A 13,928-nucleotide genomic window follows, 5' to 3' on the forward strand; every position below is an offset into this window, starting at 1 on the left:
GTAAGCGTTTTGCCGATCCCCTACGCGGCGATGCTTGACGGGATCTGGTAGTTCCAGGGCATGAGTGCGTCGATGCGGCTTTTGGGATGCCCATCGAGCAAGGCGCGCAAGGTGTCGGAGAGGTAGCTGACCGGATCGACGTCGCACATCTTGCAGTTTGCGATCAGGCTCGCGAGCAATGCCCAGTTCTCTGCTCCGACCTCGTGCCCCGCGAAGAGCGCGTTTTTCCGTGTCAGAGCGATCTTCCTGATCTGGTTCTCGACCGGGTTGGTATCCAGCTCCAGACGGCCGTCTTCAAGGAAACGCGTGAGGCTGGGCCAGCGCGCCAGAGTGTAACGGATGTCCTCGGCCAACTTGGATGAACGCGGGATGCGCGAGAGCTGTGCCTCGAGCCAGGGACGGAAAGCGGCGATGACCGGTGCCGAGAGGTCGCGCCGGGCAGCAAGTCGGGCGTCTGGAGCAAAGCCGCGCACGGATTTTTCGACGGCATAGAGCTCGGCGATCTGGCGCAGAGCTTCCTCGGCAATCGGCGACCCATCTTTTTCCAGACGCTTCACGAACCGCCGACGCGCATGCGTCCAGCAATGGACGAGCGTCCATGGGCCTTCAGGCCGGTCGACCTTGGTGAGCTTGTCATAGGCTTCATAGCCGTCGCATTGCACGAACCGCCCGCGATAGCCCTCAAGGAATCGAAGTGCATGCACGGCACCGCGGCCGGGCGCGTAGTGGAACATCACCACGGGAGGGTCTGCGCCACCGTGCCCCCGATCATCGGCAACGATGGCCCAGAAGTAACCGGTCTTCGTCTTCCGTCGCCCGGGGTCGAGCACCGGTGCTCTTGTTTCGTCCATGAAGATCCGGTCCGCACCTTTCAGCCGCTCCTTCAGGTGATCGGCGATCGGACGCAGGTGGAAACAGGCGCGTCCCACCCAGTTGCCGAGCGTGGCCCGGTCCAGGGTGATCCCCTGCCGGGTATAGATTTCGGCCTGCCTGTAGAAGGGAAGATGATCGCCGAACTTGGCCACCATGACCTGCGCGATCAGGGCCTCTGTGGGCAACCCGCCGGGCACGACATGTTCCGGGGCGTGGGCCTGCGCTACCGTGCCGGAGCAGCGCCGGCAGGCATATTTGGGCCGGCGGGTGACAAGCACGCGGAGCTGGGCCGGAACCACGTCGAGCCGCTCGGAAACGTCCTCGCCGATCCTGGCCATCTCGCCGCAACCGCAGGGGCAGAGGGTGCTTTCGGGTTCGATGATCCGTTCGATCCGGGGCAGATGTTTTGGAAGGTGACCCCGGTTTCGGTTCGGCCTGCCGCTCTCGGCAGCGCCTTGTCCCTTCAGGGCGCGTCGCGCCTTCTCCTGCGCCGCCTCCAGCACACCCTGCGCCAGTTCAACATCTTCGAGCGGCAAATTGAACTGCTCCGGATCGAGCTTCTCGGATCTCCGCCCGAACTTCTCCCGCCGCAGTTCGCTGACGATGCTTTCCAGTCGTCGCTGCGACTCGACCGCATCGACAAGCGCCGCCTCGGTCTCGGCGAGGCGGGCTTTCAGAAGTGCGTTTTCTTCGGCCAGAGCGGTGTCGGTCATGACTGCGATCAAGCACACGGGGCGGCGCCCTGCCACCGACAAATCATCCCCGAGTCATTCTGCCGCAGCTCCTACCCCGCCAAGTCTGGTCGCCGCACACGCTCGGGGCGAACAAGCCGCCAGTCGAGCCCTTCGAACAATGCCGAGAACTGTGCTGGCGATATCTTGATCACACCCTCCTGCGCCTTGGGCCAGACGAATTTCGCACCTTCCAGGCGCTTGTGGATCAGCACGATGCCGGTCTGGTCCCAGACCAGCACCTTGATGCGGTCCGCGCGCTTGGCGCGGAATACAAAGGCCGCGCCGCTGAACGGATCGAGATCCATCGCCTCCTGAACCAACAGCGCCAGACCATCCATGCCCTTTCGGAAATCGGTCGGACGCGTGGCCACATAGACGCGCAGCCCACCAGCCGGCGAGATCATTGCGATGCCGCCCGGATCGCGCGGATTATCCGGGTTAATTGCGCGTCGTCGATATCCGGCGGCACATGCAGGGTCACACCGTCGACCACCATCTCGATCCTGCCGGGTTTGATCGCACTGCCGCACCCTTTCGGGATGGATGCAGGCCGAGCCGGCTTCGGCTCCACGACAAGCGCCGCGAACATCGGTTCGTCAGTTGCCCCAGCGGGCAGAGCCAGCGCCCCGGCCATCAACTTCTTGCGCCAATCGTAGACCTGCCAGCGGGTCACGTCATGTCGCCGTGCGACATCCGCCACCTTCGCTCCGGGCGCCATGCTTTCCGCCGCGATCCGAGCCCGTTCCGCCTCGCTCCGCATTCGCCGGCCCGACCGGCCCTCGTAAATCTCGATCCTGCCCGCGTAGCCATCCGCTGAGCTGCCTAAAGAGCCGTCCATTTTGCCGTCCTCTCCTATGCCTCATCTCGGCACAGGACTCCCACAGATGATCCCAGAGCGGCAGGAGGGGGGCGGCAAAGCGCTTACGCTGCCATCGACTCTGAGTTTGGCGAGCAGTCACCAAGCATATGGTCTTTCAACCTTTCTGGCGCTTCCAAGTTCACAAAAAACCCCAAGGCTGTCGCGGTAAGTGATGGGTCGTTTGTCAGCCTGCCTGAGTTTGGCGCAGCAGGCCTTCCCAGCCTAAATGCAGAGTCCATGGAAAGCCTCTGGCGGCTTTATATGGACGTAACAAATGAAGTTGATGTTCGCGGACTGCAAGTGCGGCTTGAAACAGTCATCTCTGAACTTGAAGACAGCGCGGATCAGGCAGGGATGTTGGTTGGATTATCTGAAAGCTTCTCAGCGAGAGCAGCAACTTCAGACGACAGTTTTGCATCCACGCAGTCCTTGTGTGCTTTCCTTTTTGCAGCTCAAGCTATTGATGATCAAGCAATACGCAGCGATGTGATCACTTATCTTCTAGCCCAGGTTGATCGTAGCCTTTTCAATGCTCTGGAAGAAATCTCCGCTGCGTTAGACGAGGGTTTTGGACTCATTGCAAAGGGCGGGGCGTATGCGGAGTTCTTTTCCCTTCCTATTCGTATTTCCCAAGTTGCGGCGTGGTCGCTAACTTCTGTCTTCCTTGCGGGAGACATGGAGGCAGAGGCGACGAGTAGGCAGGCGGCTGCCTCCAGTGTGTTGGATAGGCTGAAAGAGCAATACGCTGACTCCTTCTCGCTTATGTCCGAGGAGCAAGCAGCATTTTTGTTCGTAATTTCTGAATTGGCTCAACGTTATGGGCTGAGCGACTGGAGTGAGGAATATCTATCTACGCTTTACTTCAACTACTTCACAGTCAAACGACGCATCGCAAAAACATACCTGCCGCCCGACAAAGTCTTTTCCTTTCTGCGCTGGCGCTGTGGAGACGACAAAATTGATGGCTCACAGTTCACCGCGAAGCCTACTGAGCTGCTATTCGTGCTGCTTTACCACTATTCGGCGCGCGGCATGATGGAAGTAATTAGGTATGACTTTGAAGAACTTGATCATACGATCGTTAGCACCTTTGTTCCTGCGAAATATGACCATTTCTCAGATCAGATGATCTACGACGGTGCAAATATTCACTTTCACATTGGCTTTGATCTCTTCACCGCAAAAGAATTCGAAGACTTCCTTGCTCTGCATTTGGCTCCTGCCGTTGAAAGCGCCGCTGCAGGGCTGGACCAGAAGGCCATTGCTTTGGCGCTTCTTGCGTCTCTGATTTATCCAGATCGCGTTCCTTGGCTCCTAAGACAGTCAGATCAGAAGTCGCCTGATAAGAGCAGCGACGAATGAGGAATGCTTTTGATCAATATGGACTGCCTGAGAACCGTTTGACCCATGCCCTGTTTACGGAATTGAACCAAGATGAGCGTCTTCTAAAGTCCTTTATTCAGGATGTTTGTGGTTTCAACCGTCATGCAAAAGCTCAAAAGGAGACAGTCTCTGTTCAGACCTATCCAGACGGAACTGAATACAGTGATGATGAGGCTCTGAATTCGCGTATCCTAGATGCTTGTCACGAAGCTCATCGAGCATTGAGAAACCACTAAAGAGAGGATACTCGCTGCGAGCTAACTAAGGTTCAACTTGGCCTGAAAGCCGTCATTTGCCGCGAAGCGGTCAAATTAGATGTAGAAAAGTCGGCTCTTGCCTCAATGATCTTTTTCGAATGGATTGGCAAACTCCACTAGGTTCGAAATAGCCAGCCACACCTGTCAAAACCGACATCCATAGCGGCTAGGAATGCAGACCTACCCAGCAACGGAGGAACATTGTGGTTCGAGATCAACCAAGGCAGGATAAACCGTTTGCCTTCGATTTCGATTTCGACGTCCTTATAACGCTTGAATGCAAAGTTGCAGAAGGAAGCATCCATAACGTTCACCGTTCCCCAAGCAGGATCCCAAGAAATTCCGATCGCGTTGAGCGCGTGCTCAGGAACCTGTAAATAGTCTGCACCACTGTCCACAATGCAGAACTGCCGGTAACTAGCGGGGCCGTAAGGACCATAGAGAATGACCTCGCAGTATGGCCGATTTGCAGGCATATTTCCCGGCTGGGAATGCCATGGGTAGTCACCGCTAAAAGTGACAGTACGCGACATTATTGAAACGCCCCGCTGTAGCAGAAGAAGAAGAGTGGGGATTGTCCTTCCTTGATTTGACCAGAGAACCGCTCAATCATCTCCGCCACATCTCGACCGGCCGCAACCACTTCAGATCGGAATATCGCAATCCATTGCCCATCATACTGTAAGATGAAATCTTGGTTCTCCATTACTCGATTACGCAGCCAATGTGCGTCTTCACTTTCTGCCATGGCTCACACTCGATCTGGAATTGGCGGCGCATCGCCGTTGCTATCAGTTTGCGCAAACTGGCTAGCTTTCCCCGGCAGAGATTTGAACCGGAGTTTAATTTTACTCACGGTTGACGATGAGGCATCTGCGCCAACTGAAATAATTGAGAATTTAAGCGCCCCACCACCGGACACCGAAGCCGTTACAGCAAGTTCAATCTCACAATCTTCAAGCTGAATCACGGGCTGATGGCTTTGTGTTTCAGCGCTTGCATCCCTGATTCCATCAGACAAACTCTTGATTAAATCAGATATTCCAATTGCATTTGTCGTCATGGCACTCCCCAAAATAGCTTACAGCCTTCGCCGACTCCGCAGGACGGCTCCGTCCCGCAGCAGGCAAAGCATAAGCGAAGGCAGACCTTGTCGCAAAGCCAGTAGTAGCCAATCAAACGGTTTTCTTGGCGATTGGGGGCGTGTCTATCTCCCAAGAGAGTGAGAGGGGTGCCGGGTTTTCCGTGACGGGTTTGGAGGTTGGGGGGAGAGGCTTCCGGCTGGCCCGTCCGGAGATAGCCCGTCGGGAGATATCCCGATGACCAAGCAACAGAAAATCACCCTCAGCGCCTCGCGCGACATCCCCTTCAACAAGCTGATGCTCAGCCAGTCGAACGTGCGCCACGTGAAGGCGGGCGTGTCGATCGAGGAACTGTCCGAGGACATCGCCCGGCGGACGCTGCTCAGCTCCATCACCGTGCGGCCCGTGCCGGACGACAGCGGCGCCGAGACCGTAATGTATACGATTCCCGCCGATGGACGGTGGTCCCGGGCGCTCGAACTGCTCGTCAAGCAGAAGCGCATGAACAAGACCGCGCTGGTGCCTTGCATCGTGCGCACCGACGGGCTCGCCCAAGCGGACAGCCTCGTCGAGAAAGTCCAGCGCGCGCCGCTGCACCCGCTCGACCAGTTCCGCGCCTTTCAGGCGATGCGCGTCGCCGACAACTGAATTATCGGTTTTCCAAGAGCCACCTTTGATCGAACGGCAGCGTCACACACTGCGGACCTTGCACTGTCGACCTATGCTAGGTGACTCCACCAATGGCCGGTTTGCGTAAGCTGCGCCGCAGCGATGACCACCCCTGCGAAGGTCGGCACTGGGCCGAAACCTGTTGTCTTGAGAGGCAGGAGAAGCTTGCGCAGCCACTAGGTTTATTTGTCCTGCATCGCGTAGATTCTAATTTGACCATTGAACGTCGTCGACTACGGCGGGTGGTTGAGAAGTGGATAGGCATTCGATCTGGTCGGCGGCGACATCGTCGCCCGGGGCTTTGAAGTTCTTGGGAGTTGGTGTGTCGCGGAATATGATCCAAAGGCGGTTCATAAGAACGGAAGCTATCAGCTCCTCGTTGAAGGACAGCATGTCGTGATGTTTGCCGCGGAATTTGCGTTGCTATCCATTTGGGCCGGTGGGGGGCTTGCGCTTTCAGGGCGAACGCGGGCGATCAAAGCATGACATGACTCGCTGCGCCAAGGGCGACCCAGCATATATCTATCTTCCTGCCATGATTGCGACAAGGCGCGCCGTTGCTCAGAGCCAACTCTTAGCTTGCAGCGATCGCTCAATTCATGGCCAACTAGAATCTCTGAATTAGTCCAACTTTGCTGCACAAATTGCTGCACATTTCGCAACACGGAAAGGCCGTTATGGCCTTATTTTATTGATGTCGTGAAAATGGATGGCGGAGAGACAGGGATTCGAACCCTGGGTCGGCTCTCACCGACAACGGTTTTCGAGACCGCCGCATTCGACCACTCTGCCACCTCTCCGCATCAGGGGTCGTCTTGTAGGGCGGGATTTAGCCGCCCTCGCGCGCCCTTGCAACCCGTTTTTCGACGAAATTTTCAGATACTTCGCAAAGCCGTCATAAACGTGAGGTCAACGCATCCGCAGCGCCCCGTCGAGGCGGATGACTTCGCCGTTCAGATAGCCGCTCTGGACGATGAAACCGGCGAGTTTCGCGTATTCCGACGGATCGCCGAGCCGTTTCGGGAAGGTCACTTCCTCGGCGAGGCTGTCTTGCACCTCCTGCGGTAGGCCCTTCATCATCGGGGTGGCGAAAATGCCCGGCGCGATGGCACAGCAGCGCACGCCCTGGCTGGCGAGATCACGGGCCAGCGGTAGGGTCATCGCGACGATACCGCCCTTTGAGGCCGCATATGCTGCCTGACCCTTTTGCCCGTCGAAGGCGGCGATGGAGGCTGTGTTGACGATCACGCCGCGCTCGGGGCCGGGGTTGCGGGCCATCTCGGCTGCGGCGAGGCGGGCGACGTTGAAGCTGCCCACGAGGTTGATGTCGATCGTGCGCGCGAAGCTCTCGAGCCGGTGCGGACCCTCGCGGCCCACGACGCGCTCTCCGGTGGCGATGCCCGCGCAATTGACGGCGACGTCGATGCCACCCATCGCCCTCACAGCGGCGGCGATCCCGGCGGCGACGCTGTCCTCGGAGGTCACGTCGACCTCGGCGAAGGTCGCGCCGATCTCGGCGGCAAAGGCCTCGCCGCCGGCGCGGTCGCGGTCGAAGAGCGTCACCTGCGCCCCCGACTCAGCGAAGTGCCGGGCGGTCGCAGCCCCGAGACCCGAGGCTCCGCCGGTGATGACGGCACGAATTTCACTCAACTCCATGTGATCCTCCCTGGAAATGAACGTGTGTTCATTAACCAAAGGAACCCCCGCTTTGTCCAGTCTTGCCAATGCATTTTGCGCCTGCAGCATTCGTCACTTCGATCACGTCTTGTGACACGTTCGGCAAAGCGCCGCTCATGCTTGGAACCAACCGGATTGATTTCGCATTCAGGGGGCATAGGTCCGGGCAACGGATCTGATCCAAAACGTCTCAACGGGGGATGAACCCCCAAGACAGGAGAGAGAGAAACATGAAACGTATCATCGTTACGTCGAGCATTCTGGCACTCGCTGGCTCCGCCGCAATGGCGGGCGGTTACACCACCCCGGCACCGGCCCCCGAGGTCACCCCGGCTCCGGTCGCAGTGGCGCCCGCACAGTTCAGCTGGGACGGCTTCTACGCCGGTGTTCAACTCGGCTACGGCAAAGCCAACGAGTCGATCGACGGCGACGGCGTCGTCGGCGGTGCCCACGCTGGCTACCTCTATGACTTCGGCAACTATGTCCTCGGTGGCGAACTGGCCTATAACGCTGCGAACATCGACGACAGCAACTCCGGTGCGAAGGTCAAATCGATGACCGACCTCAAGATGATCGCCGGTGCGCCCTACAACAACATGCTGTTCTACGGCACGCTCGGTGCGTCCTATGTCGACGCCGAAGACGGTGCGGGCAACGGCTATTCCGACACCGTTCCGCTGGTTGGTATCGGCATGAAATATGCCATCAACCCGAAGTGGACCGTCGGGACCGAGCTCGACTATCGTGACGGCAACAACTTCGACGGCACCACCAACGATCTGAACACCACGACGCTGAACCTCACCGCGTCCTACAAGTTCTGATCTCAGGCGGATCGTCTGATCTACGCGGGCGGGGGGAAACCTCCGCCCGTTTTCTATGCGCGGGTGATGCCGCGGCGCGGCAAGATCGGGGCAGGGTGGCTCAATCCGGGGCGATCAGGCCGAGGCCCCGCAGATAGACGCCGATGCCGCTTTCCAGCAAATCTTCGGGCGCATAGGGCGAGCGATTTCCCTCGCGCGCGTAAAGCTCCACCACGCCGTGGCTCATCGCCCAGACATGGGCTGCGACCATCGCGACGGGTGGGCGTTTAGCCGGCGGCACATGTTCCATCAGGGCCCGCGTTGCGCGTTCCATCGCGGTGCTCGATTTACTCGCCACCGCCGCCAGATCGGGCGAGCGGTTGGGCGAGATGCCGCTTTCGAACATCGCCATGTAGTGACCCGGATATTTCCGGGCGAAAGCCAGATAGGCGCGGCCCACGGCAGAAAACGCCGCCAGCGCCGAAGGCTTCCCACCGTTCCACGCATGATCCAGAAGATCGCCGAAAATCATATAGCCCTGACGCGCGCATTCCGCGATCAGGTCCTCGCGCCCCTCGAAATGGCGATAGACCGCAGCCGGAGTCACGCCCGCGCGTTTGGCCGCCTCCGAGAGCGTGAACCCGGTCGGGCCCTTCTCCTCGATCAGCTCTAGCGCGGAGGCTACGAGCGCCTGACGCAGATTGCCGTGATGATAGCCTTGCTTAGACATTCAGAACGTCGATGCCGCCGCAGATTTTTTCGTCGATCTCGCCAATCGCCTCAGGGTCCTTATGCGCGTAATCGACCGCGTTCAGCACCGTCTGGATCGCGGCGATCCGGGCGCGTTTCTTGTCGTCCGAACGGATCACGGTCCAGGGTGCATGGTCGGTGTCGGAGCGCTCGAGCGTCTCTTGGATCGCCTCGGAATAGGCATCCCAGCGCTTGAGCCCCTCGACGTCGATCCAGCTCAGTTTCCACTGCTTGAGCGGATCCTTCTCGCGCTTGAGGAAGCGGCGCAGCTGCTCTGCACGATCCACGTTCAGCCAGAGCTTCACGAGGATGACCCCGTCATCGACCAGCATTTTCTCGAAATCGGGGAGCTGGTAGAAGAAATGCTCGCGCTGCTGGGGCGTGCAGAAATCGAAGACATGCTCGACCACGCCCCGGTTGTACCAGCTTCGGTCGAACATCGCGATCTGGCCCGCCGCGGGCAGCCAGTCGATATAGCGCTGGAAATACCATTGCGTGGCTTCGGTCTCGGTGGGTTTGGGCAGCGCCACGACATAGGCCGAACGCGGGTTCAGGTTCTGCCGCATCCGCCCGATCGTGCCGCCTTTGCCCGCCGCGTCGCGCCCCTCGAAGATCACCGCGATGCGTTTGCCGGTTTCCTTGGCGTCCCAGAACATCTTGACCAGTTCGACCTGAAGCGCCTCCATCTGGCGGTCGTATTTCTTGCGCTTCATCTCTTCGTCATAGGGATAGGAGGGCGAGAGCATGTCATCCTTGCCCGCCTCCTCGATCGCCTCGCGCACGGCATCGGGCGCTTCGTCTTCAAGGTAGCGGGTGATGTCGCCCACGAAGGGGATGTCGAACGGCGGTTCGCTCTTGTCCTTGGCCATGATCTGCCTTTTGTCGTTTCACGGCAGTATGCTGCGCGGGCCGAGGCGGTGCAAGCGGCGCCGCATCCGGAGAAAGCGGCGCCATATGTCTGTGACGTGCGTGCAAAGCCGGGGGCCGGGCGCTCAGGCGGCCCTCATTCCGCCGCCGGGCGCATCGGGATCGAATAGCCCGCGCGCTCGGCCACACGATCCACCGCGGCGACCGTCTGCTGCAACGCGACATGCGGAACCATATGGCCGATCCCGTCGAGCGAGATCAGCTCCGCTCCCGGCACCTCCTTCGTGAACGGCACCGCATGGATCTGCTCGCCCACGATGGTGTCGGCCGTGCCATGAACCGAGACCACCGGCAGATCGAGATCGGGGTAATGCGGGATCATCGCCTGAATTTCCGACTTCAGGCTGGCGCGCTGACGGGCATTCACCCGCATCGTCTGCACCCGCAGCGTCATGCCGGGGCCGAACCAGTGCAGATAGCCGATGGGCATCTCCTGCGGCGTGAAAACGCTCTCGACTTCCGAGCGGATGATCGCAGGCGGTGTCCAGGCCGAGATCAGCGGCACCACAACCGCCTGACCCAGCGGCGGCGAGGTGATCTCATAGAGCAGCGGCAGTCCGGTATCCCAGCTATGCGAAGGCGCGGAGACCGGCACCAGACCCGAGAGCGTGTCGGGCTGATACACCGCCCAGGCAATCGCCACCGCGCCACCATAGGAATGGCCGAGAACGATGGGATCGTCCGCGCCCGCCATCTTGGTCGCTTTCTGCAGCAGCTTGGCCTGGTTCTCGATCGTGTCCTGATCCGCGGGCAACGGGTCGGAATAGCCGAAGCCCGGACGGTCGGGAACGAAGACGCGATAGCGTTTCGCCAGTTCCGGGGCGAGATCGAAGGTCAGATCGCGGGCCGAGCCCGACGCGCCGTGGATCAATACCACCGCCGGGCCGTGATCGCCTTTGATCACCATATGAACGCGCTGATCGCCGACATCGACAAATGTGCCGTTGGGCGGGTAGCGCTGCTCCGCCATTCGGGCCCGCCAGCTCTCCAACCCCCAAGTCGCGCCGCTCAGGATGAGCAGCAGCACGACAAGGCTAGTTACCAATCTCGGCCAGATCATACGGCGTTTCCTGATAAATCTCGTTTATCCAGTTGCCGTAAAGCAGGTGGGCGTGACTTTTCCACCTGTTGGTTGGCACCCGGCTCGGGTCGTTCTCAGGATAGTAATTCGCGGGGACGTTGATTGGTTTCCCCGACGCGACGTCACGATCGTATTCTTCCTTCAGCGTGCCGCTGTCATATTCGAGATGGTTGAAGATATAGAGCGCACGATGGGCGCGATCTTCGACCAGACAGGGCCCGGTTTCGTCGGAATGAATCAGCGTGACCAGCCCCGCCGCTTCCAGCTCGTCGCGCCGCATCTCGGTCCAGCGGCTGACCGGGATCAGCAGATCGTCCGAGAAGCCCCGCAGATAGGGCGAGGCAGGCGCGCAATTGCGGTGCCGGAAGCAGCCGAAGGCCTTGTGATCGAGCATATGCTTGTTCACGCCGTGGAAGTAATAGGCCATCGCCATGCCGCCCCAGCACACGCCGAAAGTCGAGAAGACATGGGTCTGGGTCCAGTCGAAGATCCTCTTGAGCTCTTCCCAGTAAGTCACCTCTCCGAAGGGCAAATGTTCGATCGGGGCGCCGGTGATGATCAGCCCGTCGAACTTCTCGCCAGTGGCTTCGACCTCCTCGAACGGACGGTAGAACTCTTCCATATGCGCGGCGGCGGTGTTCTTGGTCTGGTGCTCGCTCATGCGGATCAGCTGGAAGTCGATCTGCAGCGGCGTCGCACCGATCAGCCGGGCGAACTGGTTCTCGGTCTGGATTTTCTTCGGCATGAGATTGAGAAGACCGATCCGGATGGGGCGGATTTCCTGCCGGGATGCCCGTTCGGGCGACATCACCATCACGCCTTCCCGCGACAGGATGTCGAAGGCGGGGAGGTTTTCAGGCAACTTGATCGGCATTGTTTCTCAGTCTCTTGCAGGGTGAAGTTAAAGTGATGCGTGAAGTGTCTTGGTTCACGCGGGCAAAGCATCAGCGATCAGCGATGTAAAATCTTTTGCATCGCGGACAAGGTAGAGATCTTCGGCACGGATCGTCACGCCCCAGTATTTCGCCATCGCCGCGTAGCGCGGCTGACGGTGCGCCAGCGCCTGCGCATAGGTCCAGCGCACGAAATCGTCTGGGTCGACCTCCGTCTCCGCCACGCCTTTCAGATCGCGATATTCGGCCCATTTCGCGGCCAGAAATTCGGGCTGATAATACATCGGCTTCGGCGCACGCGAGAAGCGGTTGATCAGCTCCTCGGTATGCGCCTCCGACCCTTCGATCCAGACCATCAGCAGGTTCTGCGACAGCGAGGTGAGGATCGGGTCCGCGGGATCGTCGGGGTCCACCACCTCGCAGATCGAGCCGCCGGAATCGCACAGGAAATTCTCGATCCCGTAGATTTGCTTCGCGCGGTCGATGAAATGCGCCGTATCCAGAAGCGCCGCCATCTCCGCCGTGCGGTGCTGGCTCTGCCGTTCCAGATATTCCTCGAAGGGCAGCCCGCCCTTCGCCGGATCGCCCGGCTTGCCGAGATAGGTCGAAAGCGGCGCGAGGTTCTCAAACGTGATGTTCGACGCGATATAGACCGAGTCCGACAGCAGAAGCTCCGCCAGAAACGGGTTCTTCATCGCCTCGCGCTTGAAGTTGTCAGCGATATATTCGCCCATGTAGCGCGTGCCGATCCGGTAATCGACGGAGTAGTGGAACCAGCCCTCGTCGCGCAGCAGGTTCGCAGCCCAGGTCTTGCCGAGGCCGGACATGCCGAACAGCGCAACCTTCCTCGATTTGGCGGCCAGCCACTCGGCGCGATTGGAATAGATCATGTCGTCCCCATTGGTCTTTCGCCCCGGTGTAGCCCGGCAAGGCGCGCGCGTCACGGGGTTTTGGGGCGGCGGTTGAGGATCATCAGGCCAAGCGCGAGGATCGCGAAGCCCAAGGCCTCCGCCCAGCCCAGACGTTCGCCATAGACCGCCCAGCCCGCGAGGATCGCGACGGGCGGGATCAGGAGCGTGACGAGGGCGAGGTTGGCAGCGCCTGCAATCGCGAGAATGCGGTAATAGAGCAGGTAGGCCAGCGCCGAACAGCCAAAGCCGAGCCAGAGCATCGCGATCCAGACCGAAGGCGCGTAGTCGAAGCTCGGCACGCCTTCGGTGAACAGCAGGATCGGCAGGGTCCAGATCGCGCCGCCAGTCAGCATGCCGGCCGCGGCAACTTCGGGTCGTAACCCCTTGATCGCAAAGCGCGCATAGGCTCCGGCGAAGCCGTAGCTCAGCGCCGCGCCCAGCACGGCAAGCTGGCCCGCCGAGGTCAGATCGAACCCTTTCAGCGCATCCGGTCCGATCGCCACCACGACTCCCGCGAAGCCCACCGCGATGCCGGTGGCCTTACGCGCGCTCAGCCGCTCGTCGGTGAAGACAACAGCCGCGACGAGCGCCCCGAAAATCGCGGTCGATGCGTTCAGGATCGAGGCCAGCCCGCTATCGATATGCTTCTGACCCCAGACGATGAGCGAGAAGGGAATGGCGTTGTTCAGCAGCCCCATGATCAGGAAATGCCCGAGATAGATCGGGTGCCGCGGCACCGTCAGGCGGCGCAGCGCGACATAGGCCCAGATCAGAACCGCCCCCGAGGCGACCCGCAGGAAGACCACGGTAAAGACGCCCGCACCTGCCAGCGCCGCGCGGTTCGACAGGAAGGACGACCCCCAGATCAGCGCCAACGCTGCGAGCAGCGCCCAGGCAAGCGGGGTGAGGGATAAAGGGGCGGGTGCGTGTTTCATCGCTTCGATCTAGCGGGCGACGGCGATGCGCACCACCCGGAACTTGCGGCATTGCCGAGGAACAAAGAAATAGCCCCGCACGAGGCGGGGCTAT

At 60.0% G+C, this 13,928-nt stretch carries 14 protein-coding genes, 1 tRNA gene and 1 pseudogene; 3 read left to right on the forward strand and 13 right to left on the reverse strand.

The annotated features are described in order from the left end of the window. Positions 1-20 precede the first annotated feature (20 nt). From tnpC to tnpA, 3 genes are all read right to left on the reverse strand, one after another. Positions 21-1,586: an IS66 family transposase gene (gene tnpC, locus ACZ7GB_RS11935; protein WP_472158831.1), complete on the reverse strand. Its 1,566-nt coding sequence runs from the start codon at positions 1,584-1,586 to the stop codon at positions 21-23. A 71-nt stretch (positions 1,587-1,657) separates the two neighbouring features. Continuing rightward, positions 1,658-2,011 (reverse strand): IS66 family insertion sequence element accessory protein TnpB, encoded by a 354-nt coding sequence (gene tnpB / locus ACZ7GB_RS11940; RefSeq protein WP_472158832.1) that lies wholly within the window; start codon positions 2,009-2,011, stop codon positions 1,658-1,660. Further along, positions 2,008-2,445: an IS66-like element accessory protein TnpA gene (tnpA, locus tag ACZ7GB_RS11945; protein ID WP_472158834.1), complete on the reverse strand. Its 438-nt coding sequence runs from the start codon at positions 2,443-2,445 to the stop codon at positions 2,008-2,010. Before tnpA ends, tnpB begins: the two co-directional genes overlap by 4 nt. 258 nt (positions 2,446-2,703) lie before the next feature. Between tnpA and ACZ7GB_RS11950 the strand changes: the two genes are divergently transcribed. Continuing rightward, positions 2,704-3,828: a hypothetical protein gene (locus ACZ7GB_RS11950; protein ID WP_472158835.1), complete on the forward strand. Its 1,125-nt coding sequence runs from the start codon at positions 2,704-2,706 to the stop codon at positions 3,826-3,828. A gap of 810 nt (positions 3,829-4,638) precedes the next feature. Here ACZ7GB_RS11950 and ACZ7GB_RS11955 read toward each other — a convergent pair. Then, complete coding sequence (locus ACZ7GB_RS11955) at positions 4,639-4,854, reverse strand: DUF5678 domain-containing protein (RefSeq protein ID WP_472158836.1); 216 nt, start codon at positions 4,852-4,854, stop codon at positions 4,639-4,641. Positions 4,855-4,857: 3 nt separating this feature from the next. Continuing rightward, a complete protein-coding gene (locus ACZ7GB_RS11960; RefSeq protein ID WP_472158838.1) occupies positions 4,858-5,169 on the reverse strand; it encodes a trypco2 family protein in 312 nt (103 codons plus the stop codon). A 256-nt stretch (positions 5,170-5,425) separates the two neighbouring features. Here ACZ7GB_RS11960 and ACZ7GB_RS11965 point away from each other — a divergent pair. Continuing rightward, positions 5,426-5,821, forward strand: a pseudogene (locus tag ACZ7GB_RS11965) (ParB/RepB/Spo0J family partition protein); the annotation flags it as partial. A 746-nt stretch (positions 5,822-6,567) separates the two neighbouring features. Here the strand turns inward: ACZ7GB_RS11965 and ACZ7GB_RS11970 are convergent. Continuing rightward, positions 6,568-6,657, reverse strand: a tRNA-Ser gene (locus ACZ7GB_RS11970). Positions 6,658-6,766: 109 nt separating this feature from the next. Then, positions 6,767-7,513, reverse strand: a complete 747-nt coding sequence (locus tag ACZ7GB_RS11975) for an SDR family oxidoreductase (RefSeq protein WP_472158839.1) — start codon at positions 7,511-7,513, stop codon at positions 6,767-6,769. Positions 7,514-7,764: 251 nt separating this feature from the next. On the opposite strand from ACZ7GB_RS11975, the gene ACZ7GB_RS11980 reads away from it, so the two are divergent. After that, positions 7,765-8,358, forward strand: coding sequence for an outer membrane protein (locus ACZ7GB_RS11980; protein ID WP_158522152.1), 594 nt, complete (start codon positions 7,765-7,767; stop codon positions 8,356-8,358). Between the two features lie 100 nt (positions 8,359-8,458). Here the strand turns inward: ACZ7GB_RS11980 and ACZ7GB_RS11985 are convergent, their stop codons facing one another. From ACZ7GB_RS11985 to ACZ7GB_RS12010, 6 genes are all read right to left on the reverse strand, one after another. Further along, complete coding sequence (locus ACZ7GB_RS11985; protein WP_472158841.1) at positions 8,459-9,067, reverse strand: TetR/AcrR family transcriptional regulator; 609 nt, start codon at positions 9,065-9,067, stop codon at positions 8,459-8,461. Then, on the reverse strand, positions 9,060-9,956 hold the full coding sequence (gene ppk2, locus ACZ7GB_RS11990; protein ID WP_472158843.1) for a polyphosphate kinase 2: 897 nt from the start codon (positions 9,954-9,956) through the stop codon (positions 9,060-9,062). The genes ACZ7GB_RS11985 and ppk2 overlap by 8 nt, the downstream gene beginning before the upstream one ends. Positions 9,957-10,090: 134 nt before the next feature. Beyond that, positions 10,091-11,074, reverse strand: a complete 984-nt coding sequence (locus tag ACZ7GB_RS11995; protein WP_472158844.1) for an alpha/beta fold hydrolase — start codon at positions 11,072-11,074, stop codon at positions 10,091-10,093. Continuing rightward, the gene (locus tag ACZ7GB_RS12000) at positions 11,049-11,969 is read right to left on the reverse strand and encodes a homoserine O-succinyltransferase (protein WP_472158845.1); all 921 of its coding nucleotides are present in this window, start codon (positions 11,967-11,969) and stop codon (positions 11,049-11,051) included. Before ACZ7GB_RS12000 ends, ACZ7GB_RS11995 begins: the two co-directional genes overlap by 26 nt. A gap of 54 nt (positions 11,970-12,023) precedes the next feature. Beyond that, entirely contained in the window at positions 12,024-12,878 is an 855-nt protein-coding gene (locus ACZ7GB_RS12005; RefSeq protein ID WP_472158846.1) for an ATPase, read from the reverse strand. Positions 12,879-12,928: 50 nt separating this feature from the next. Next, entirely contained in the window at positions 12,929-13,834 is a 906-nt protein-coding gene (locus tag ACZ7GB_RS12010) for a DMT family transporter (RefSeq protein WP_472158847.1), read from the reverse strand. Positions 13,835-13,928 lie beyond the last annotated feature (94 nt).

Source organism: Thioclava sp. PTB-PU3-1, assembly GCF_055666785.1.

What these genes read in the sequence shown, in the direction of transcription:
- tnpC (WP_472158831.1), bottom strand. Translation starts at nt 1,586, where the DNA reads ATGACCGACACCGCTCTGGCCGAAGAAAACGCACTTCTGAAAGCCCGC.
- tnpB (WP_472158832.1), bottom strand. Translation starts at nt 2,011, where the DNA reads ATGATCTCGCCGGCTGGTGGGCTGCGCGTCTATGTGGCCACGCGTCCG.
- tnpA (WP_472158834.1), bottom strand. Translation starts at nt 2,445, where the DNA reads ATGGACGGCTCTTTAGGCAGCTCAGCGGATGGCTACGCGGGCAGGATC.
- ACZ7GB_RS11950 (WP_472158835.1), top strand. Translation starts at nt 2,704, where the DNA reads ATGGAAAGCCTCTGGCGGCTTTATATGGACGTAACAAATGAAGTTGAT.
- ACZ7GB_RS11955 (WP_472158836.1), bottom strand. Translation starts at nt 4,854, where the DNA reads ATGGCAGAAAGTGAAGACGCACATTGGCTGCGTAATCGAGTAATGGAG.
- ACZ7GB_RS11960 (WP_472158838.1), bottom strand. Translation starts at nt 5,169, where the DNA reads ATGACGACAAATGCAATTGGAATATCTGATTTAATCAAGAGTTTGTCT.
- ACZ7GB_RS11975 (WP_472158839.1), bottom strand. Translation starts at nt 7,513, where the DNA reads ATGGAGTTGAGTGAAATTCGTGCCGTCATCACCGGCGGAGCCTCGGGT.
- ACZ7GB_RS11980 (WP_158522152.1), top strand. Translation starts at nt 7,765, where the DNA reads ATGAAACGTATCATCGTTACGTCGAGCATTCTGGCACTCGCTGGCTCC.
- ACZ7GB_RS11985 (WP_472158841.1), bottom strand. Translation starts at nt 9,067, where the DNA reads ATGTCTAAGCAAGGCTATCATCACGGCAATCTGCGTCAGGCGCTCGTA.
- ppk2 (WP_472158843.1), bottom strand. Translation starts at nt 9,956, where the DNA reads ATGGCCAAGGACAAGAGCGAACCGCCGTTCGACATCCCCTTCGTGGGC.
- ACZ7GB_RS11995 (WP_472158844.1), bottom strand. Translation starts at nt 11,074, where the DNA reads ATGATCTGGCCGAGATTGGTAACTAGCCTTGTCGTGCTGCTGCTCATC.
- ACZ7GB_RS12000 (WP_472158845.1), bottom strand. Translation starts at nt 11,969, where the DNA reads ATGCCGATCAAGTTGCCTGAAAACCTCCCCGCCTTCGACATCCTGTCG.
- ACZ7GB_RS12005 (WP_472158846.1), bottom strand. Translation starts at nt 12,878, where the DNA reads ATGATCTATTCCAATCGCGCCGAGTGGCTGGCCGCCAAATCGAGGAAG.
- ACZ7GB_RS12010 (WP_472158847.1), bottom strand. Translation starts at nt 13,834, where the DNA reads ATGAAACACGCACCCGCCCCTTTATCCCTCACCCCGCTTGCCTGGGCG.